16 protein-coding genes are annotated in these 19,656 nt (G+C 61.9%); 3 read left to right on the plus strand and 13 right to left on the minus strand.

What is annotated here, in order from left to right; genetic code table 11:
- The first annotated feature begins 479 nt into the window (after window positions 1–479).
- Window positions 480–1,361 carry an SDR family NAD(P)-dependent oxidoreductase gene (locus tag CH292_RS26450; RefSeq protein ID WP_094656148.1) on the plus strand — a complete coding sequence of 294 codons (882 nt, stop codon included), beginning with the start codon at window positions 480–482 and terminating at the stop codon, window positions 1,359–1,361.
- A 332-nt stretch (window positions 1,362–1,693) separates the two neighbouring features.
- Here CH292_RS26450 and CH292_RS26455 read toward each other — a convergent pair whose 3' ends face one another.
- Complete coding sequence (locus CH292_RS26455) at window positions 1,694–2,323, minus strand: TetR/AcrR family transcriptional regulator (protein ID WP_256978589.1); 630 nt, start codon at window positions 2,321–2,323, stop codon at window positions 1,694–1,696.
- Between the two features lie 108 nt (window positions 2,324–2,431).
- On the opposite strand from CH292_RS26455, the gene CH292_RS26460 reads away from it, so the two are divergent.
- Entirely contained in the window at window positions 2,432–4,648 is a 2,217-nt protein-coding gene (locus CH292_RS26460) for an MMPL family transporter (protein ID WP_094656150.1), read from the plus strand.
- A 661-nt stretch (window positions 4,649–5,309) separates the two neighbouring features.
- Here the strand turns inward: CH292_RS26460 and CH292_RS26470 are convergent.
- The 3 genes from CH292_RS26470 to CH292_RS26480 form a co-directional block, all read right to left on the minus strand.
- Window positions 5,310–6,077 (minus strand): SDR family NAD(P)-dependent oxidoreductase, encoded by a 768-nt coding sequence (locus CH292_RS26470; RefSeq protein ID WP_094656152.1) that lies wholly within the window; start codon window positions 6,075–6,077, stop codon window positions 5,310–5,312.
- A gap of 103 nt (window positions 6,078–6,180) precedes the next feature.
- Complete coding sequence (locus CH292_RS26475; RefSeq protein WP_256978590.1) at window positions 6,181–7,230, minus strand: alpha/beta hydrolase; 1,050 nt, start codon at window positions 7,228–7,230, stop codon at window positions 6,181–6,183.
- Between the two features lie 459 nt (window positions 7,231–7,689).
- Window positions 7,690–8,109 carry a nuclear transport factor 2 family protein gene (locus tag CH292_RS26480; RefSeq protein WP_094656154.1) on the minus strand — a complete coding sequence of 140 codons (420 nt, stop codon included), beginning with the start codon at window positions 8,107–8,109 and terminating at the stop codon, window positions 7,690–7,692.
- A gap of 127 nt (window positions 8,110–8,236) precedes the next feature.
- On the opposite strand from CH292_RS26480, the gene CH292_RS26485 reads away from it, so the two are divergent.
- On the plus strand, window positions 8,237–8,827 hold the full coding sequence (locus tag CH292_RS26485) for a TetR family transcriptional regulator (RefSeq protein ID WP_094656155.1): 591 nt from the start codon (window positions 8,237–8,239) through the stop codon (window positions 8,825–8,827).
- A 648-nt stretch (window positions 8,828–9,475) separates the two neighbouring features.
- Here CH292_RS26485 and CH292_RS26490 read toward each other — a convergent pair.
- The 9 genes from CH292_RS26490 to CH292_RS26530 form a co-directional block, all read right to left on the minus strand.
- Window positions 9,476–10,321 carry a 3-hydroxybutyryl-CoA dehydrogenase gene (locus tag CH292_RS26490; RefSeq protein ID WP_094656156.1) on the minus strand — a complete coding sequence of 282 codons (846 nt, stop codon included), beginning with the start codon at window positions 10,319–10,321 and terminating at the stop codon, window positions 9,476–9,478.
- Window positions 10,322–10,402: 81 nt separating this feature from the next.
- Entirely contained in the window at window positions 10,403–11,602 is a 1,200-nt protein-coding gene (locus tag CH292_RS26495) for an acetyl-CoA C-acyltransferase (RefSeq protein WP_256978591.1), read from the minus strand.
- Window positions 11,603–11,618: 16 nt separating this feature from the next.
- On the minus strand, window positions 11,619–13,643 hold the full coding sequence (locus CH292_RS26500; RefSeq protein WP_094656158.1) for an acetoacetate--CoA ligase: 2,025 nt from the start codon (window positions 13,641–13,643) through the stop codon (window positions 11,619–11,621).
- A gap of 85 nt (window positions 13,644–13,728) precedes the next feature.
- On the minus strand, window positions 13,729–14,673 hold the full coding sequence (locus CH292_RS26505; RefSeq protein ID WP_094656159.1) for a 3-hydroxyacyl-CoA dehydrogenase family protein: 945 nt from the start codon (window positions 14,671–14,673) through the stop codon (window positions 13,729–13,731).
- Window positions 14,674–14,846: 173 nt separating this feature from the next.
- On the minus strand, window positions 14,847–15,962 hold the full coding sequence (locus CH292_RS26510) for a branched-chain amino acid ABC transporter permease (protein ID WP_094656160.1): 1,116 nt from the start codon (window positions 15,960–15,962) through the stop codon (window positions 14,847–14,849).
- Window positions 15,962–16,846 (minus strand): branched-chain amino acid ABC transporter permease, encoded by an 885-nt coding sequence (locus CH292_RS26515; RefSeq protein ID WP_094656161.1) that lies wholly within the window; start codon window positions 16,844–16,846, stop codon window positions 15,962–15,964. The genes CH292_RS26510 and CH292_RS26515 overlap by 1 nt, the downstream gene beginning before the upstream one ends.
- Window positions 16,846–17,565 carry an ABC transporter ATP-binding protein gene (locus CH292_RS26520; RefSeq protein WP_094656162.1) on the minus strand — a complete coding sequence of 240 codons (720 nt, stop codon included), beginning with the start codon at window positions 17,563–17,565 and terminating at the stop codon, window positions 16,846–16,848. The genes CH292_RS26515 and CH292_RS26520 overlap by 1 nt, the downstream gene beginning before the upstream one ends.
- Window positions 17,552–18,313, minus strand: coding sequence for an ABC transporter ATP-binding protein (locus CH292_RS26525; RefSeq protein WP_094656225.1), 762 nt, complete (start codon window positions 18,311–18,313; stop codon window positions 17,552–17,554). The genes CH292_RS26520 and CH292_RS26525 overlap by 14 nt, the downstream gene beginning before the upstream one ends.
- A gap of 5 nt (window positions 18,314–18,318) precedes the next feature.
- Window positions 18,319–19,530, minus strand: coding sequence for an ABC transporter substrate-binding protein (locus CH292_RS26530; RefSeq protein WP_179276085.1), 1,212 nt, complete (start codon window positions 19,528–19,530; stop codon window positions 18,319–18,321).
- Window positions 19,531–19,656 lie beyond the last annotated feature (126 nt).

Below are 19,656 nucleotides of genomic sequence, written 5' to 3' on the forward strand. Positions count from 1 at the left end.
CGCCGAAAGCGACGAGACACTCTGGGTCTACAGCGCGAAAGTTGTCCTGGGCTGAGAACCGCGCCGAGGTCGAGAGTGACTCGACTCTTGCTCGCATGAACGGGAATTGCGTGTCGGTGACGAGCTCGGCAACGGTGGGGGAAATGGACCCGCACCTCGAAGAACTTGATTGCCGACTAGGAATTAAGACGCGATCGCGTCGGCCGCATCGCTTTTTGCTGACATGTCAGGTACATTGTCGTCAGGCCCGAAAGAGGCCGTGTACGTTGACGATCGGAAGACACTGACGACAGGGGTATCACTGCCAATGCGGCGATGATGATGTACAGCCCCGAAATCACCACTGCCGATCGATTCCGGTTCGGTTGGAATCTGCACCGAGCCACGCGTACCGATGACGATGGTCAGTCGCGGATAGCGCGTGAGTGTGCCGGACCGACGTTCGAGAAGTTCACAACTCATCGAGGAGCAACAAAACCATGCAAGCACGCAATAAAAAGTCACTGATCACAGCCGGCACCGGTGGGATAGGACTCGAAACAGCACTCGGTCTGGCCCGTGCGGGGCATGCGGTGACGGTGGTCGGCCGGGACGGTGGTCGCGGCGAGGCAGCCGTGGCACGGCTTGAGTCTGAGGTGCCCGGAGCAGAGGTGCGATTCGTTCAGGCCGACATGTCCTCGATCAAGGAGGTTTCAGCGTTGGGAGCAAGTATCACCGCGGAGGGTCCGTTGGATGTGCTGGTCAACAATGTCGGTGGAATGTACGTGGACCGTTTGGAGACAGCGGACGGCATCGAACGAAGCCTGATGCTGAACCACATTGCGCCGATGATCCTGACCGACGCACTGATAGGTGTGCTCACCCGAGCGGCACCGAGCCGAATCGTGAACATTACTTCAGCGGCTATCAGTGCGTCGTCGATGGATTTCGCCGATATCGATGATGCGGGCCCGTACTACGGAATGGCGGTCACCGGCAGAGCGAAAGCGATGCATCTGGTGCACACCAACGATTTGGCGGAAAAACTGAAAGTGAACGGCATCTCGGTGATCGCTGTCGATCCCGGAGGTGCGGCGACATCGAATGCTGCGGAGATGAAGGTCGAGATGCTTCCACCTTCGTTCCGGCCGTACTGGGACGTGATTTCGGCGGGCGTACAGGGTTCGGCGGCGGACGCTGCGCAGTCGGTTGTGTTCGCTGCGACCGACCCATCCCTCGATGGTAGGACGGGTGTCGAGGTGGGTTCGGATTGTACCGTGGGAATGGCACTGGCCTCTCAGATCGATTCCGATTCGACTGCCGCAGCGAGAAGGCTGACCGAACGCCTGCGTGCACTCTGGGTGGACGCCGCCGACCACTGACCATCAAGCTTCAGAGTGAGATGCCAGCCGTTCCGAGATCGGTCCAGCTCATCTAACTCAGGTTTACCTTTTGGATGCTGCGTCGTCCGAGCAAGCGGTCGGTCCCTGCTTGCGGTCACAGCCAGATACACGTTCGCGAGCCGCGTCACACCGGGATTACTCTCGTCGCGCAGAACGCCGCAACCGCGACCGAGCGCATGCGTCCAACCGGCGTGTTCCCACCCCGTGATGGCATGTGGCACCAGCACGCCCTCCAACCCCTGCGACCCGGAGTCGGCAACGAGGGTGTCAGGGTTAACGGTACTCAATCGTCAGCTCGTAACGAGCCGAAGTCACACGCGTGGAAAGGGTGGCGGGTTCGAATCGAGCAGTTGCATCACTGCTTCCAGGTTTTTGATGATGTGCGGTAGAGACGCGAGGTCGTCGCCCAGCATTCGCATCGGACTGGCTTCGCTGACCAATTCCAGCACCATTGTCGTCATGCGAGCAGCCGCCTTGCAGTACAGATCGTCTGGTGCTCGCCCCAGACGCTCTGCGACAGCTTCTTCCAGTAGAACTCGCTCGTTGACATACTGCTCGAACAACCGCGCCCCCAACGACGGGGTGGCCTCGAGAACCTGCTGAATCTGCGACAGCCTCTTAACACCGGCGCGAGGGGTGAACAACAGCACCCGAAGAGCATGTCCGAGGGCAATGTTCAACGGCTCGTTGTCCGGCCGTGAGCGCAGTTCGTTCGCCATCTGCCCGTTGAGCTCCAACGGTCCCACGACCAGAAGATCCTTGCTCGGATAGTAGCGATACAGCGTCGTCGTGCCGATCTCCGCGGTCGCTGCAATTTCCTCCATGGTCGTTTTCTCGTAACCACGCTTGAGGAACAGCGAAAATGCTGCATCGAGAATCAACTCTCGCGTCTGTGCCGCATGCACTTCACGTAACCCCATGTTCAGCAATGTAACAGCCACACCGAATCGGTAGTGACAACCGTCACGGGAGCTCAATCTAGTAGTCACTACCAAGTAAGTTTACGCTTCTGAATCAGAGATCGCTTCCAATCGAAAGGTGCGCCACCCATGGCATGGCAATTGTTCAGGCTGGGCCGTTGGTCCTTCCTGCATCGCAAACTCGTCGCAGGAATCTGGGTGGTCCTTCTGCTCCTCGGAGTACTAGGTGCTTCCACGTTGAACACCCAGACCTCGGACTCGTTCGAGCTCGACGGCATCGAATCCACCGAAGCGTTCTCCCTGATCTCCGAACGCAGCGGTGAATCCGCGGACGGAGCAACTGCGCGCATCGTGTTCGAGGCCCCGGAAGGCCAGTCGCTGACCGACCCGGCCAACCAGGCCGCCGTCGCCGACGCCATCGCCTCCGCCCAGACCGAGCACGTGGCCTCGGCAACCGACCCGTTCACCACCGGCACCATCTCTGACAACGGTCGCGCCGCCTACTCCACGGTGACCTACACGACGCCTGCGATCGAGCTGGTCGACGCCGACCGTGCTGCCCTCGACACCGCGAAGGACCTCGGCGAGCAGGCCGGCTTGAACGTTGCCGTCGGTGGCGACGCCGTCTCTTCAATGGGCGAAGTTCCCCTCGGCGAGCTGATCGGCATCGGTGTCGCGATCATCGTCCTCGCCATCACCTTCGGATCGCTCGTCGCCGCAGGCATGCCGTTGCTGACCGCCCTCATCGGTGTCGGAATCGGCATCATGGGCATCACCGTGCTCGGTGCGTTCGTCGAACTCAGCTCGGTCACATCCGCACTCGGCACCATGCTCGGACTCGCCGTGGGCATCGACTACGCCCTGTTCATCATGTCCCGCTACCAAAGCGAAGTGAGACAGGGCCATTCGCTGGAAGACGCTGCAGGCAAAGCCGTCGGTACCGCAGGTTCGGCAGTGATCTTCGCCGGACTGACCGTCATCATCGCGCTCGCAGGACTCTCGGTGTGCGGCATCGGATTCCTCACGCAGATGGGCATCGGCGGCGCGTTCATGGTCTTCATCGCCGTCCTCGTCGCACTGACACTGCTCCCGGCCATCCTTGGCTTCGCCGGCAAGAAAGTGCTCGGCGGAAAGATCAAGGGCCTCAGAGCCATCGACCCCGAAAACCCCGAGACCCGCACCAACGGTCAGCGCTGGGTCGAGAAGGTCAGCACGTTCAAGTGGCCGGCCCTCGTCGCAGGATTACTCGTAGCCGCGGTCGTGTCCCTGCCCATCGCGTCGATGCAGCTCGCGCTACCCGACGACGGCACTGCACCCACCGGAAGCGACAACCGCGTCGCATTCGACACCATTGCGGAGAACTTCGGCCCCGGCGCCAACGGCCCCTTGGTCGTCGTCGTCGACACCGTCGGAGCTGCGGATCCTGTTGCGGCAGTCAACACTGCCGTCGAGAAGCTGCAGGGCATCGGCACCGACATCGCAACCATCGTGCCGCCGGTTGCTCAGGCGCTCGAACCTCAGCTCGCTGCAGTCGGTTTCACCACCATCTCCATAATTCCGGGCAGCGCGCCTTCGGACGCTGCCACGAAAGAGTTGGTCGGCGCGATCCGTGACACCATGTCCGATCTGCCTGCGGACACCGGAGCTCGCGCTCTCGTCACTGGTCAGACCGCGGTGGGTGTCGACATCGCCGACGAACTGACGTCGGTGTTCCCGCTCTACCTCGCGGTGGTCGTCGGACTCGCGTTCATCCTGCTGATGTTGGTGTTCCGCTCGATCCTGGTCCCGCTCAAGGCAGCCCTCGGATTTCTTCTGTCCGTCGGAATTTCGCTGGGAGCCACGGTGGCGGTCTTCCAGTGGGGCTGGCTGGCGAACCTCATCGGCGTCGACACCCAGTCACCGGTCGTGTTCATCCTCCCGCTGCTGCTGACCGGCATCCTGTTCGGCTTGGCCATGGACTACGAGGTCTTTCTCGTCAGCCGCATGCGCGAAGCCTTCGTGCATGGCACCCCCGCACGACAGGCCGTAATCGTCGGATTCCAGCACAGCGCTCGCGTCGTCGTCGCGGCCGCAGTGATCATGTTCGGCGTGTTCGCGGGCTTCGCGCTCACCGACCAGGTGATCATCAAAACCATTGGATTCGCCTTGGCCATCGGCATTCTCGCCGACGCCTTCCTGGTCCGCATGATGATCGTCCCGGCTGTCATGGCCATCGTCGGCGACAAGATGTGGTGGTTGCCTACGTGGCTTGACCGCGTCCTGCCCAACCTCGACGTCGAAGGCGAGGGCCTGAACAACAAGACCACTCCGCTCAAGACCAGGACGCCGGAGCCGGCGAGCACCTGAAACCGATCAGCCGCAAACGGCCGCCTCGACTTGTTGAGGCGGCCGTTTGGAGAAACATTCCAGACCGCCTCCGAGCCTGCGGACATATCGACCGTCGTATCGGGACCGCTACGTGCACAAGGCGTAGGTATGGCCCGCTTCATGATTATGCGGCGATACCGGTCAATACCGTCGGTGATCGATGTCGCGGTGGGGAAGTCGAGTACGGCGGCGCGGCTACTCCGCCAGGCGTATCCACCATTCGGTGACACGTTCGCGATCGCGATCCCGGGCTCATGGATGTGGAGAAGCTCGGTCAGCAACCTGGTGCTCAGAAAATTGACATGAGAATGTCGACTGACCGATCAAAGGTGTCACACCAGAGCATTCGAACAACGCGTCGACCGGGTAGTCGACTGAGTCCACGAATATTTCGGGTCGACGAAGGATCCACAAGATCGATCTGGCTGAACGATGTCGGTCCGCTGCCGTCGCGCTACCCATGGCAAGGACATGGCGTCCTTCGTACTCGGCGAAGTCCATTATGCGTACGCTCGGTCGTCGTTGTTAGTCGTGATCGCAGGTTCACGCTTGATCGTCGATTTCTGATCGGAGTTGGGATTCGTTCTTGAACCGTGTCGGATGCGCAGCATCCGACCAAGCGAACGTGGGTACCGGGCACTCAGGTGCGCATGGTGGTTCCGCCGTCGACATTGATGACCTGGCCGGTGATGTAAGAACCCTCATCGGAAAGCAGGAGGGCCCCTAGCGCTGCCACGTCGGTGGGGTTTCCCACTCGTACTTTGATTGCTGCCATTTCCAATCCGAGCTTCTCGAGTCCGGGGCCAGCAGCAGCCGCCAGCTTGGGATGCAGGATGACCCCCGGCGCGATCGCGTTGGCCCGGATATTCTGTGCGCCGAAGGTGAAGGCGACGTGACGGATCAGTGCCTGAATGGCTGATTTGTTCATGGAATAGAACGGCAGACTCGATTGCGGCTTGGTAGCGGCCGTCGAACTGGTGAACACGATCGAGCCGCCTTTTCGCAACGTCAACTCGGGAATCACTGCACGAGTGCATAGAAGATATCCGCGTGTGTTGACGGCCATCATCTCGTCGAACACCGACAACGGAAGGTCTACGGCATCTTGTCCGAGTGAGCCATCGGCAAAGCTGGCGAAGTTCACATGAAGCCCGTCGACGCCTCCGTGCAGTTTGCGCGTTGCTTCTATCATGTCTGCGACCGATTGCTCGTTACTGCCGTCGAGGTATATGCCGGAGGCAACACCTCCCGCATCCACGATCCCGCCGGCGACACGCTCGGCGTGGTCGCCGTCGAGGTCACCCAACACGATATTTGCACCTTCGCGGGCGTAGTAGCGAGCAAGCTCATCGCCAATTCCTCCCGCTCCGGCGACAATGATCGTCTTTCCACTGAGCTTGATTGCCATATTGTCGACTCCTACTCTCGTGAAAAAACCTCGGTAGTTTGGTCGAATGAGACTGGGCCGTCGTCCCAGTCCCCTCGACACACGCGCCCCTCCGCTGCGAAGGTCAAGAGGTCAGAGATAAGCCCCTACGAAGTGCAACCATCACTTCGGTGCGCGCTCGTCTGCTCACTTCAGCCGCAGCGACCACGCCCGAGCCATGGAACGTCCCAGGGAAGGAGTGCAGTTCTACGCTCACGCCGGCATACATGAGTCGTGTCGCGTATTCGATTCCCTCGTCACGTAGGGGATCGAGTTCCATCGTGGAAATGTAGGTCGGCGGAAGCCCGGCCAGGTCTGTAGCTCGTGACGGGGCGGCATACTTGGAGACCTCCGGATCATCGGGCCCACCATAGCCGTCACCGAGATAGTACTGCCAGGACAAGACCGCGTTGGGGCGATGCCAGAGGGGGGTGTCTGTGAATTCACTCATTGAGACCGTGGAGAGTCGATCGTCGAGTTCCGGGATGTCCAGCACTTGGAAAGCCACTGGGACCACTGCCTCGTCCCGCGCTTTCAACACCGTCCCCGCAGCGAGTCCTCCGCCTGCACTCTGTCCGCCGACCGCGATTCGATTCGCGTCGATGTCGAGGTCATCCGCATGAGCATGGATGTAGACCAGAGCGGAGTAACAGTCGTTGAGCGGCCCAGGAAACGGTGTCTCGGGGGCGAGGCGATACTCGACATTCGCAACAGCGATTCCAAGCTCACGAACAATGTCGACGCAGTGAGGATCGCTGGAGGCAGCTGTGCCGATACAGAACCCCCCGCCGTGGATGAACAGCAAGACGGGAAAGGGACCATCGACGTCCTCAGGTGTGAAGAATCGGATGGTGGCATCGTGATCGTCACCGATTCCAGGGGCCGTTAACTCGCGTAACACCACGCCGTCCATCGACAACGCGGCCAACACCGGTTCGAGCATCTCGTTCATCGTGGCACGGGCAGACGGCAGGTCAGCGAAGTCGACGGCGGGAAGCATAGGGATAGCGGCGGCGAGTTCAGCATCGAGGGTCGGAAACTTCTCCATGCAATGATTCTGACCAAGAATGCGTTGCGCGTCATCAACTGTTTGGCGGAAGTTGTTGTTATTGGCCCCGACGGTTGTCGTCCTCATCAACCTTTTTGCGCTGCACAGGCCTGGGTAGTTGCAATTCAAGGTCTTCTTTCCGGGGAGGGTTTGGGTGAAATATCTTCGCCCTGAGGTCGATCAAGGACAAGGCGACCGCCTGTCACCCGTAGTTCTCGCGCAGTCGGCTGGTATCCGGAAGCCGCGTCCAGCGATCGAGAGAATCCTGATCGAGCTCGATGTCGACCGCGCCGACGGAGGAGTCCCATTGCTGAAGGGGCCGGTAACTGGTTAGGTCACGCCGGGTTGGTACGGCGCGCCGGGTCAGGGAGCTCGGCCAAGAAACAGGCTTTTCTGGTGCGTCCGAGATGCGCATGCGTCACTGCTGACCATGTTCTCGTGCACGCAGTCACCCCGGCAAGACGCTGATCTCGACAGAGACTGTCGCGCTGCAATCGACGTCTTAAGCGGTCGGACGGTTGATGAGGCACAAACCGTGCGACGCCTTCAAGGGCGTGTGTAGCGCGTTCCGAAGAAAACGGCGCTGGTGTGCATCGTGTCGTAGTACTCGCGAATAGACGTAATTTTGCCATCGCGCAGTTCCACAATGAAGACGTTCGAATTGTTGTATTTCTCCCCTGTAGGCGACACGCCTTGTGGGTTCGCTTCAATCGCGACTCGATCGACATCAGCGGTCACCGACGTCACCGTCATCGAGAGTTTGCTCGGCATGGCCTTGTCGACGATGGACATCAGGTCACCGAAGGTGTCCTTGGTGTAGGTCCCGGCGATCGGCACGTGCCGAGGGTCGCCGGACACCCACCATGTCGCCCGGTCATCGAGCAGCGCCATGGCATCCGCACCGTTCCCGTTGGCCATGTCGTTGAAGAAGGCCAGGACCACCTCTTTGCTCGCAGCCGCGTCCATCACTGTCCCTTTCAGTCGTAACTCGCCAATTATGCTACTGACTACCTTATAAGGAACTCAGTCTCATGTTTGAAGGATGCACTAGCATGAGACTGCTGGCAAGCGGACGGTAGGAGGGGTTGCGTTCATGGCGACTACACGCGGAACCCGCAGCATCGCGAGGGCAGCTGTGCGCAGCGAGTTGAGCCGGGTCGCCTTGGAGTGTTTTCTGCGCGATGGCTTCGACCATGTGACCGTCACCGATGTGGCATCGGCAGCTGGTGTTTCGAGAACCACGTTTCTGCGTTACTTCGCCACCAAGGAGGACGCGGTACTGGGAACGTTCGAGTTACGCGGCGAGCAGGTCACCCAGGCACTGAGGGACCGGCCACGATCCGAAGACGACTGGACGGCGCTGCGCCGGGCGTTCGATGTGGTCGTTGTCGACCACGAACGGGACCGCACTGCGGCGCTGGCCATCGCCCGGCTGATCGCGCAGACTGCGTCGTTGCGGGCATGGGAGCTGCAGCAACAGTGCAGTTGGCGAACCGGACTGGCGGCAGCACTGGCAGATCGCAGTCCTGGCCAAGGCAACGTGCTGACACGGTCGACAGTGGTGGTTGCTGCGGCGCTGAACTGCCTAGACATAGCCGTTGCACACTGGGCGGGGAATGGCGGCATTGTCTCGCTCGGGGATGCGCTCGATTCGGCTTTCGCCCACCTGACTACAACGGACTGACCGTCACACAGCATCCGTAACCGCCCTGTCTGCAGTCAGGGCGGTTCGTCAACGAAAGCCGCGCGGTCATCAACGCAGCAGCGACAGAACGACCCGATGCGCCGCGAATCACCCGCGATAGCCTCCGCACTGCCGACCTCCGAATCCGTCGCAGCATTGTCCGGACGCCGTTCTAAGTCTCCTGGCCCGAGTAATATTGTCTCACAAGGGTATGCAGCACCTGACCATCCCGACATGTGCGTCGACGTCGACTGCTTTGGATCGGCTTCGAGCCTGCTGAGATGCGGGGACGTTGGCGCACGGACCTGCAGTTCTCCGCCCTAGCACCCCCGAGGACGATGCTTGCAGGAAAGTTGCAGGTCAATATATCCCGACATGAGTGGTTGCCGCATTACCACGATCGATCGCGGTGCCCGATCGATCGTGGGGCCGCCTGTCGTCGCGATGACGGCCGCCGAGATCGGATCGGCGATCGCCGGGCACCACACCACACCGGCACACATGCCAGCAATTGCAAGGTGCGCTTTGGCTGGAGCGGGTACACGGACGATGAGGGCGTCGCCCTGTTTTCCTCCACCACAGGACGACCGCGCCGATAACGCTCGGCGCTGGACATTTCGAGCGGGTGACCTCGCGATGGCGCGAACGTCAGTAGGAGTAGAAGCCCTTTCCGCTTTTGCGTCCGAGTCGGCCGGCTTCGACCATTCTGCGCAGGAGCGGCGGAGGTGCGTGCTGGGATTCACGGAACTCGTCGTAAAGAGAGTTGCTGACCGCTAGCACTACATCCAGTCCGATTGTGTCACAGAGCCGAAGCGGACCCATCGGGTGGGCGCAGCCGGCGACCATTCCTTCGTCGATGTCTTCCAAGGTGGCAAAGCCGGATTCGAGCATCCGCACCGCGGAGACGAGGTAGGGCACCAGAAGTGCGTTGACGATGAAGCCAGCGCGATCTCCTGAGCGGATGGTTTTCTTGCCCAGCCGCTTGGCTGCGTAGGTGGTGACCTCGGCGACGACGTTTTCCGACGTGCGCAGGCTGACTACGATCTCGACCAGTGGTAGTACCGGCACGGGGTTGAAGAAGTGGATGCCAACCACCCGCTCGGGCTGGCTGGTGGCGTTGGCTATGCGGATGACCGGGATCGAGGAAGTGTTCGTCGCCAAAATGGCTGTCTTGGAAACGATTTCGTCCAGGCGGCGGAAGAAATCGATTTTGACGCTTTCGATCTCCGGTGCGGCCTCGACGACGAGATCTCGGTCCGCGAATTCGTTCAGATCGAGCGTCACAGTCACGAGGTCGCGGGCGGTGTCCGCGGCAGCGTGAGTTAACCGTCCACTTGTGACTGCCCGCCCGAGAGACGCCGCGATTCTCGTCTGGGCTGCAGTTGCGGAGTCTGTGTCGCGTTCGAGAACGAGGACTGGGTCCCCGGCTCTGGCGACGACTTCCGCGATTCCTGCGCCCATCGTTCCGCCGCCGATGACGCCGACCTTTTTCACGTGGTAATTCTCCTTGTGTGCGCCCCTCGGTGGGCGAGATGATGCGTCGTATGTGTTGTGCGGCCGCAAGACCGGGGGTAGTCAGAGTTCGAATAGTCCTGCTGCCCCCATTCCGCCGCCGATGCACATGGTGACTACGACGAACCTGCTTCCGCGTCGACGGCCTTCGATCAACGCGTGCCCGACTGCGCGGGCTCCCGTCATACCGTAGGGGTGTCCGATCGAGATCGCGCCACCATCGACGTTGAAGCGCTCGGGGTCGATGCCGAGGAAGTCACGGCAATACAGGGCTTGAGATGCGAAGGCCTCGTTGAGTTCCCACAGGTCGATGTCATCGATCTTCAAATCGTGCTGTCGAAGGAGCTTGGGTATTGCGAAGATCGGGCCGATACCCATTTCTTCGGGACTGCACCCCGCGACAGCCATACCTCGGTAGGTTCCCAGAACGTCGAGCCCTCGGCGCGAGGCCTCTGCGCTGTCCATGAGCACCGACGCCGATGCCCCGTCGGAGAGCTGAGAAGAATTGCCGGCGGTGACGCTCGCGTGGTCTGTGACGGCACCGTCGGCGAGGACGGTCCGCAGGGTGCGCAGTCCGTCGAGAGTGGTGGAGGGCCGATTGCCTTCGTCGCGTTCGAGGGTCACCGATTCCTCGCTGGTCAGTCCCGACTGCTTGTCGGTGACGATCTGGACGGCGGTGGTGGGAATGATTTCGGCGTCGAAACGGCCTGCCTCTTGAGCCGCAGCAGTGCGCTGTTGGGATTCCAATGCGAACTGGTCCTGTGCGTCGCGGCTGATTCCGTATCGTTGAGCGACGATTTCGGCCGTCTCGAGCATCGGCATGTAGGTCTGGGGTAGGTGCTCGCGCAACCAGGGATCACGTGCACGGTAGGTGTTCGCGTTCTCGTTCTGGACGAGGGAGATAGATTCGACGCCACCGCCGATCGCGACTGCCATCCCGTCGACGATGATCTGCTTGGCTGCGGTGGCGATGGCCATCAGCCCGGACGAGCATTGGCGGTCGATGGTCATTCCGGGGACGGTCACTGGTAGTGAGGCCCGAAGTGCTGCCTGACGGGCGATGTTGAGTCCGGATGCGCCTTCTTGCATGGCGCATCCCAGTACGACGTCGTCTATTTCGGCTGGATCGACGCCGGCACGTTCGACTGCAGCGGTGATTGCGTGGGCGGCGAGTTCCTGAGGGGAGGTGTTGTTGAAGGCTCCGCGGTAGGCCTTGCCGATCGGCGTGCGAGCGGTGGAGACGATGACTGCTTGTCGTGTCACTGGTGTGCCTTTTCGATCACGGGGTGGTGGGTGTTGCGAGTGCGGAGCGGCGAGCGTTGCCGAGGGTGACGAACTGGTCCACAGCAGCGGCATCATCGATCGAATCGATGCTCAGAACGTCGTCGCGGGCTGCGCCCTGCAGGATGCGTTTGAGGGGGACTTCGATTTTCTTGCCGGTGCGCGTGTGGGGGAGGGAACGCACAGCGATGACCTCGTCCGGGACGTGTCGTGGCGATGCTTGGGTGCGGATGATCGTTCTGATTTCGGCGACGAGGTTGTCGTCGAGTTCGATGCCGTCGGCGAGGACGACGAACAGCGGCATCCAGTAGCTGCCTTCGCTTTCGTCGACGCCGACGATCAGCGATTCCACGATCTGGGGAAGCTTCTCCACTGCCTGGTATATCTCGGAGCTTCCCAGCCGGACGCCGTGACGGTTGAGCGTGGAGTCGGAACGTCCGTTCATGACCACACTTCCGCCGGTGGAGATGGCGACCCAGTCTCCGTGACGCCACACGCCGGGATAGTGAGCGAAGTATGCGTCGTGGTAGCGCTGCCCGTCCGGGTCGTTCCAGAAGAACACCGGCATCGAGGGGACTGGCTTGGTGATGACGAGTTCGCCTACTTCACCGAGCAGCGGGTGACCGTCGCCGTCCCATGCCTCCATGGCAATACCGAGGCCGCGGGCGCTGAGCTCTCCTGGCCAGACCGGTGTGGTAGGCGCGCTGCAGGCGAAAGCGGTGACGGCGTCGGTGCCCCCGGTGGTGGAGGACAATTGAATGTGGGCACCGACGTTGTCGTGGACCCAGTGGTACGAGGCGGCCGGCAGTGTCGATCCGGTCGAGCCGATGGTGCGCAGGGAGCTCAGGTCGAAGTTGTCCTTGGGTACCAGTGCCGCCCGTTCGCATGCTTGAAGGTGGCCGGGGCTGGTGCCCAGAAAGGTGACGTCGTGGGTGTCTGCGATGCGCCAGAGTGTGCCGGCATCCGGGAACGTGGGGCTGCCGTCGTAGATGACAGCGGTGGCACCGGTCAGTAGTGAGGACACCACGACGTTCCACATCATCCAGTTGGTGCTGGTGTACCAGAACAGCCGATCACCGGACCGCAGATCCATGTGCAGGCCGAGCAGGGACAGCAGCGACAGCAGAACTCCGCCGTGACTGTGCACGATGCCCTTGGGTAATCCTGTTGTCCCAGAGGAGAACAGAACCCACAGGGGGTGATCGAACGGAACTGGGGTGAAGTTCGGAACTGCGTCGAAGTCCACGGCCTCGTTCCACTGGATGACGTCGGTGTACTTTTCGCCGGCGAAGGCGTCCGGTGTGTGATGGTCCACGACGATGGTGTGTTCGACGGTGGGCAGGCCGCGTCGAATCGTGGCCAGTTCGTCGCGGCGGTCGTAGTGGCGTCCGTTGTAGCTGTATCCGTCTGCTGCGATGAGGACGGTGGGTTCGAGTTGTCCGAACCGGTCGATGACCGCGGTCGCGGCGAAGTCCTGTGCGCATTGGGACCAGATCGCGCCGATGGAGGCCGCAGCGAGGAATCCGATGACGGCATGTTGGCCGGGGGGAAGGTAGCCGACGACGCGGTCGCCCTGTGCGACGCCGTATTGACGCAGGGTCACTGCCAGCGCGGCGACCCGTGAGCGCAGCTCGGTCCAGGTGACGGTGGTTTCTCGCCTGTCTTCCTGGATGCAGATCAAGGCGGGTGAGTCGGTGTGTTCGTTGGTCAGTGCGTATTCGGCGTAGTTGACGGTGGATCCGGAGAACCATTGCGCGCCGGGCATGGTCTCTTCGGTGAGGGCGTTGGTGTAGGGGGTGTGGGAGTGGATGCCGAAAAAGGTCCAGACCGCTTCCCAGAAGTCGGCGATGTGCTCTGTCGACCACGTCCACAGGCCGGTGTAATCGAGTGGGTTTTCCACGCCTGCGGCGAAGCGTTCGTCGGCGAAGGAAGAGAAGTCGGCCAGTGTCGAGGCGCGCGCTTGATCAGGATCCGGTACCCAGATGGGTTGAGATCGATCGGGTTTCGGTGTTGTGGTTGTCATGAGCTGGTCGCCTTTCGGTCGGCTCGCAGCCGGAACCGATCAGGGCTGTGTGTTCGATCGGTTCCGGTGTTCGTCGCGGGGTGGTTCAGGGATGCGTGGTGTGCGTGGCTGCGATGAGGTGGTGTTCGAGCCGATCGGCGGCGGCTTGCCGACTTTCCGGCGTCCAGGTGAGCAATCCGGATCCGGTCTTCGCTCCCAAATGACCCTCGGCGATGAGTGTGGACAGCAGCGGTGAGGCGTGGTCGTCGTTGTTGAGAGTGGGGAAGAGGTAGTTGTGTACCGCGGCAGCCAGATCGAGTCCGACGTAGTCTGCGTTTTCCAGCGGCCCCATCACGGCTAGGCGAAGTCCGAAACTGTTGCGTGCTACGAGGTCGACGGTTTCGGCGTCGCACACGCCTTCTTCGACCAACGAGATCGCTTCTCGCCACATTGCGTGCTGGAGGCGGTTGCCGATGAACCCGGGGATGTCCTTGCGGACATGGACGGGGACTTTGCCTGCGCCGGTGAGGATGTCGAAGATCCATTGTGCGGTGTCCGCTGCGGTGCTCTCGCCGTGCACCACCTCCACCAGTGGTACCAGGTGCGGCGGATTGAACCAGTGCGTTCCGACGACACGTTGCGGGTCGACGGTGTCGCGTGCGATGTCGCTGATCTTGAACACCGAGGTGTTGGTGGCGAGGACAGCACGAGGCAGGAGTGTTCCGAGGTCGGCGAACAGTTTCTGCTTGAGTTCGAGGATTTCCGGGACTGCTTCGATGGCCAGGTCGGCACCGGTCACTGCGTCCTCGAGCGTCGATGCCAGACGGATCCGGTCTGCGGCGTCGCCGTTGTGTCCGAGGTTGATCAGTTGCGCGCGTACCCGTTCGGGCACCAGTTGCAGGGTCTGCTCGGACGCATCGAACACTGTCACTGCCGCGCCGGCGGCAGCGAAGACACCGGCGATGGAGTGTCCCATCAAGCCTGCCCCGACGACGACGACCGTGAGTCCCCCTATGTGGTCGGGTCGGTCGTAGAATCCGGACTCGCTCATGGTGTCCTCTCGGTTGGCGGCATTCGATGCGGCGATGCGATGGTGTGGGTCGCTTCAGTTTGCTGTCGTGTTCTGGATCACGATATCGACCCTGCGCCACCCAGCGCGATGGAAAGTTTTGACCCTTCATGGACTCATTGGTGGCAACTATATACACCAAGCGGCTGCGGATGTCACGAGTGTTGGACTGGCCTGGATTGCGTAGATGCTGCGGTGGTGGGTGGAACCGAGGCGACGGGTCCGAGGCGTGGTCGCCTGAACGGGCCGTTGCGGGGTCGGGGTAGTTCGCGGCCGCCGGTGATGCCGTCGGGCCGGAGCAGCAGGACGAGTATCAGGACTGCGGCTACGACGAGTTCGCGTGTGCCGGCGGGAAGGCTTATCGACAGTCCGAGAACATCACCACCGCCTTGCCATTGTTCGATCACGTAGGAGACCGCTGAAATCGCCGCTGTTCCTGCTACGGCACCGAACAGGCTTCTACTTCCGCCGAACACGAGCATCGCGAGGGTGATGAAGGTGACCGACAGAAAGAAGTCGTTGGCTGAGAAGCTGCCGACCGAGTGGCCGTAGAGGCCACCGGCGATGCCGAACATCAACGCGCTGAGGGTGAAGGCGAGTCTGCGTTCACGTGCAACGTTGATTCCGACGGCCCGGGCGGCGACTTCGTCTTCGCGGGCTGCGCGCACGCGCAGCCCGAAGCGGGTTTGTTGGTAAAGGAAGGCAACGATGATGGCGATCAGTGCCCACCCGAGCATCATGTTGACGTTGGTGTCGGTGGGTACGCGGGTAAGGTTGCCGCCGCCGCTCGATCCGGGTTTCCAGTTTGCGAAGAACGTGTGCACGATGAGCAGGAGCGCCAGGGTGCCGATCGAGGCACCGATTCCGGTCAAGCGCATGAGGGGGATCGAGACGATGTAGGCCACGATCGCGGCGACAGCTCCTCCTAGCAGAACCGCGACCGTCGTTGCGAGGGTGGTGTTCTGGAACACGGCGGGTGCGTTCGGGATGATGACGCCTTTGGCGATTTGCGGGATGGTGAACATCCCGCAGATGTAGGCACCGATAGCCATGAAGCTCACTTGGCCGAACGAGACGACGCCGGAGTTGCCGACGAACACCGACAGGCCTACCACCATGATGAGGTTGACCAGGGCGATGATCAGGACTTGGTCGAGGCCGGGGCTGTGACCGGCCAAGGCAAGGGACACGGCGGACACACCGATGCACAGACCGAGGGCAGGCCAGATGCGGCCGGTCAGCCGGCGGGTGGCGAGTTGAGCTGTGTACATCAGACACGTTCCTTCGCGAAGGCGGGGGGGAGTAGACCTTGGGGCCGGGCGAGCAGCATGGCGATGACGAGGACGAAGACGAACGCGTCGCGGTAGACCTCGAGCGAATCCGGGAGCACGGTTTGCAGTATTACCGTCACGATGCCGAGCAGGAGGCCGCCGAGAGCTGCTCCGGACAGGGACCCGATGCCGCCGATCACTACTGCGATGAAGGCGATGATGACCGGTTGCACGCCGAAGTCGGGGGTGACGGTGGCGGTGCTCACGGTCAGTAGTACTCCAGCTACCGCGGCCAGGGTGCCGCTGATGGCAAAGGCGTAGGCGATGACGCGGTTGGCTTTGACTCCGAGCAGACGTGCCATGGCGAAGTCTTCGGACGCGGCGCGTAGTTGGCGTCCGACGCCGGTTTTGTTGAACAGCAGGGTCAATGCGGCAACTATCACAACGGTGGCACCGATGGTCACCAGATCGAACACGCTCACTCTGATGCCGCCGATGGAGATGCTGTTGATCAGTGCTGCGCCGAAGTCGAGTGTTTTGGGTCGACTGCCTTCGATCATCAGAATGCCGTTCTGCATGAAGTAGCTGACGGCGAACGAGACGATGAGCAGGGTGGTCGGGTGTGCCGCTCGCACCCACCGGAAGACCAGCGAGTCCATGGCCAGCGCCGCAAGGACCGTCACCAGCACCGCTGCCACGAGCACGATAGGCCAGTAGAGGCCGACGACGAGGACCATCGTGTATCCGGCGACGGTCATCAGTTCGCCGTTGGCGAAGTTGACGATTCTGGCGACACCGAAGATGACTGCGACGCTGAGCGAGAACAGGGCGTAGAGCGCACCGAGGCTGAGCGCGTCGATGCCGCTTTGAACGAACGTTGTCATCAGGGGTGGTCCTCGGTGTGTGCGGAGAGCCCGAAGTAGGCGTCGAGAGCTCCGACGTGGTTGTGGTCCTCTTCAGCCGTGATGGAGCCTTGACGCAGGAGCAGTGCGCGGTCTGCGATCGCCGCTGCGCGTCGGGCGTTCTGTTCGACCAGAACGACTCCGATTCCATCCCGTCGAAGCTCGGCAAGCAGCGCGAAGATGTCGTCGATCACTTTGGGTGCCAAACCGAGTGAAGGTTCGTCGAGCAAGAGGATCGTGGGTTTGGCGAGCAGCGCTCTGGCGATCGCCAGCTGTTGCTGTTCACCGCCCGACAGCAGCCCTGCCGGTCCGCCGGCCCGGGAGGCGAGGATGGGGAAACGATCCATCATCTCGCCGATCTGGCGGTGGGCTGCGGGTTTGTTCCGGCGCGATGCCGTGGCTACCTGAAGGTTCTCTCGCACGGTGAGGCTGGCCAGGATGCGGCGGCGTTCGGGTACGAGGGCAAGTCCGCGAGCGACGCGGGTTTCCGGTGCCAAGCCCAGAAGCGAGGTGCCGTTCAAGGTGACGGTGCCGCTCACCCCGCTGCGCAGTCCGCCTGCCACAGCAAGCAAAGCACTTGATTTGCCTGCTCCGTTGGCACCGACAATGGTGACGATTTCACCTTCGTCGCAGGTGAAACTGATTCCCCGCACGGCGGCGACGGGTCCGTAGGTGACGGACAGGTCCTCAACTTTCAGCATCGTCCACTCCTAGATACGCCGCGATGACCTCGGGGTTGTCGCGGATCTGCGCCGGTGTACCGAGCGCCAACGGTGCCCCCTGCGCTAGAACAAGAATGCGGTCACTCAGACGCATCACCAGAGCCACGTCGTGTTCGATGAGCACGATGGCCGGGTTGTGGGTTCGACGGATCGAGTCGATGGCGTCGCCGAGTTCGATGGTCTCGTGTTCATTGAGTCCTGCTGCGGGTTCGTCCATCAGGATCAACTGCGGTTCCATCGCCAGGCAGCGTGCGATGGCGAGGCGGCGTTGGTCGCCGTAGGGCAGGCTTCCGGCCGTGGTGTGTGCCCGATCTGCCAGTCCCAGCACCGCGAGCGCCTCGGCCGCGTGAGCGCGGGCCTTTTTTCGGCCTGCTCGGCTGAGGGCTGCAACTTCGATGTTCTCCTCGACGGTGAGGTGATCGAAGAGTCGCACGCCTTGAAAGGTCCGTGCCAGGCCGTTGTGCGCTCGTTGGGTAGCAGACATGGTGGTGGCGTCGATTCCGCCGAGGTGCACCGAGCCGGTGGTGGGTCGTTGAAATCCGCTGATGACGTTGACCAGGGTGGTCTTGCCTGCTCCGTTGGGTCCGATGAGGCCGAGGAGCTCCCCTGGCGCGACCTCGAAGTCGACGCCGGACAATGCCTTGAGTCCGGAGAATGTCACGCTGACGTCGCGGACAGCCAGGCTGGCACTGCTGGCTTCGGTGGTCGAGCCGGTGGTGGTGCTCATCATGGTCAATTGCCGAGGTGAAGATCGACGGTGCCCTCGACGGGGAGGGTCTCGGTGTACGCGGGTTTTCCTGCGGTGTACTCGATGATCGCCAGTGGGCGATCCGCCGGGATGTGCAGTTCCGGGGTGAAGGTCGTTGATCCCGCCAGCAGGGGCTCGTCGGTGAGGGTGTCCAGTTGGTCGGACAGCGCCGCACCGTCGGTGCTTCCGCCTGCCTTCTCGATGGCGTCGAAGATCATCTCTCCGGCCGAGTACCCGCCCACTGCGGCGTCGGTGGCCGGTCCCGCGCCCGTGGCCTCGGTGAACGCGGTGATGAAGTCGTTGACCTTCGGGTTCGGGTCGTCCCCGTATATCGAGGCGGTGGAGGCGGTGTAGAAGTTGCTCAGGTCGGGGACTGCGTCGAGCCAGTAGGTGCCGGCCATGCCGATTCCGGAAAGGATCGGCAGATCGATGCCTGCAGCACGGAGCTGGCGTACTGCAGTGGCCCCGCCCGGGGTGTAGGAGCACAGTGCGATCGCGGTGGCCCCGGAGGATTTGATCTTGGTGATCTGCGAGGCGATCGACTGGTCGGAATTGTTGAACGAGTCTTCCTGCGTCTGCAGGCCCAGGTCAGCGGCATGATCCCGGAAACCTTGGCAGACCTCGGTGGAGTAGTCCAGTGACTTGTCGTCGAGCAGGAATGGGGTGGTCCAGCCTTTTTCCTTCGCAAGCTGCGCGAGCGTTGCCCCTTCGAGGTAGGTCGCCGGTGCCACGGTGTATGCCTGAGGACCGATTCCCTGCGCGCCGTACTTCGGGGATGCGGCACCGATGCTGACGTTGAGGATGCCCTGGTCTTGCGCTGCAATACCGGCTGGGGACCCGACATCGAAGTTTGCGCTGGTCAGCAGAATCCGTGCTCCCTGATCGATGAGCGTCTCCGCGGCCTTCTTCGCTCCTGCCGCGGTCGAGGTGGTGTCTTCCTGGATGAGCTCGATCTGTCGTCCGTCGATACCGCCGGCTGCGTTGACCTCGTCCATCGCGATCTTGAACCCGGCCATGTCCGGTTCGTCGAACGAGGTCATGAAGCCCGAGGTCGCGACGGCCGCACCGATAACGATCGGTCCGTCCTGCGACTCGCTCGATGTCGCTGCGTTGGGGTTGGTGGAACTGCCACACGCCGCGAGCATCAAGCAGGACACTGCGACGGCGGCAGCGATCGGAATACGAATCTTGTTCATGCTGTGAACTCCTCGAGCCTCGTGATTGGCAACACACCACACAACAAATGTGAAGTAAGGCACTTTGTGGGTCAGCGAAAAGTACCGCTGCATTGCCCGAACCATGAGGGTGGGAAATACCACTTC

This window comes from Rhodococcus sp. 14-2470-1a (genome assembly GCF_002259425.1).
GTDB lineage: Bacteria > Actinomycetota > Actinomycetes > Mycobacteriales > Mycobacteriaceae > Rhodococcoides > Rhodococcoides fascians_E.

Excerpts from the sequence above, each read along its gene's own strand:
- CH292_RS26485 (WP_094656155.1), top strand. The coding sequence starts at position 8,237 with ATGGCGACTACACGCGGAACCCGCAGCATCGCGAGGGCAGCTGTGCGC.
- CH292_RS26475 (WP_256978590.1), bottom strand. The coding sequence starts at position 7,230 with ATGAGGACGACAACCGTCGGGGCCAATAACAACAACTTCCGCCAAACA.
- CH292_RS26470 (WP_094656152.1), bottom strand. The coding sequence starts at position 6,077 with ATGGCAATCAAGCTCAGTGGAAAGACGATCATTGTCGCCGGAGCGGGA.
- CH292_RS26515 (WP_094656161.1), bottom strand. The coding sequence starts at position 16,846 with ATGACAACGTTCGTTCAAAGCGGCATCGACGCGCTCAGCCTCGGTGCG.
- CH292_RS26505 (WP_094656159.1), bottom strand. The coding sequence starts at position 14,673 with ATGAGCGAGTCCGGATTCTACGACCGACCCGACCACATAGGGGGACTC.
- CH292_RS26460 (WP_094656150.1), top strand. The coding sequence starts at position 2,432 with ATGGCATGGCAATTGTTCAGGCTGGGCCGTTGGTCCTTCCTGCATCGC.
- CH292_RS26525 (WP_094656225.1), bottom strand. The coding sequence starts at position 18,313 with ATGAGCACCACCACCGGCTCGACCACCGAAGCCAGCAGTGCCAGCCTG.
- CH292_RS26480 (WP_094656154.1), bottom strand. The coding sequence starts at position 8,109 with ATGGACGCGGCTGCGAGCAAAGAGGTGGTCCTGGCCTTCTTCAACGAC.
- CH292_RS26510 (WP_094656160.1), bottom strand. The coding sequence starts at position 15,962 with ATGTACACAGCTCAACTCGCCACCCGCCGGCTGACCGGCCGCATCTGG.
- CH292_RS26530 (WP_179276085.1), bottom strand. The coding sequence starts at position 19,530 with ATGAACAAGATTCGTATTCCGATCGCTGCCGCCGTCGCAGTGTCCTGC.
- CH292_RS26520 (WP_094656162.1), bottom strand. The coding sequence starts at position 17,565 with ATGCTGAAAGTTGAGGACCTGTCCGTCACCTACGGACCCGTCGCCGCC.
- CH292_RS26500 (WP_094656158.1), bottom strand. The coding sequence starts at position 13,643 with ATGACAACCACAACACCGAAACCCGATCGATCTCAACCCATCTGGGTA.
- CH292_RS26450 (WP_094656148.1), top strand. The coding sequence starts at position 480 with ATGCAAGCACGCAATAAAAAGTCACTGATCACAGCCGGCACCGGTGGG.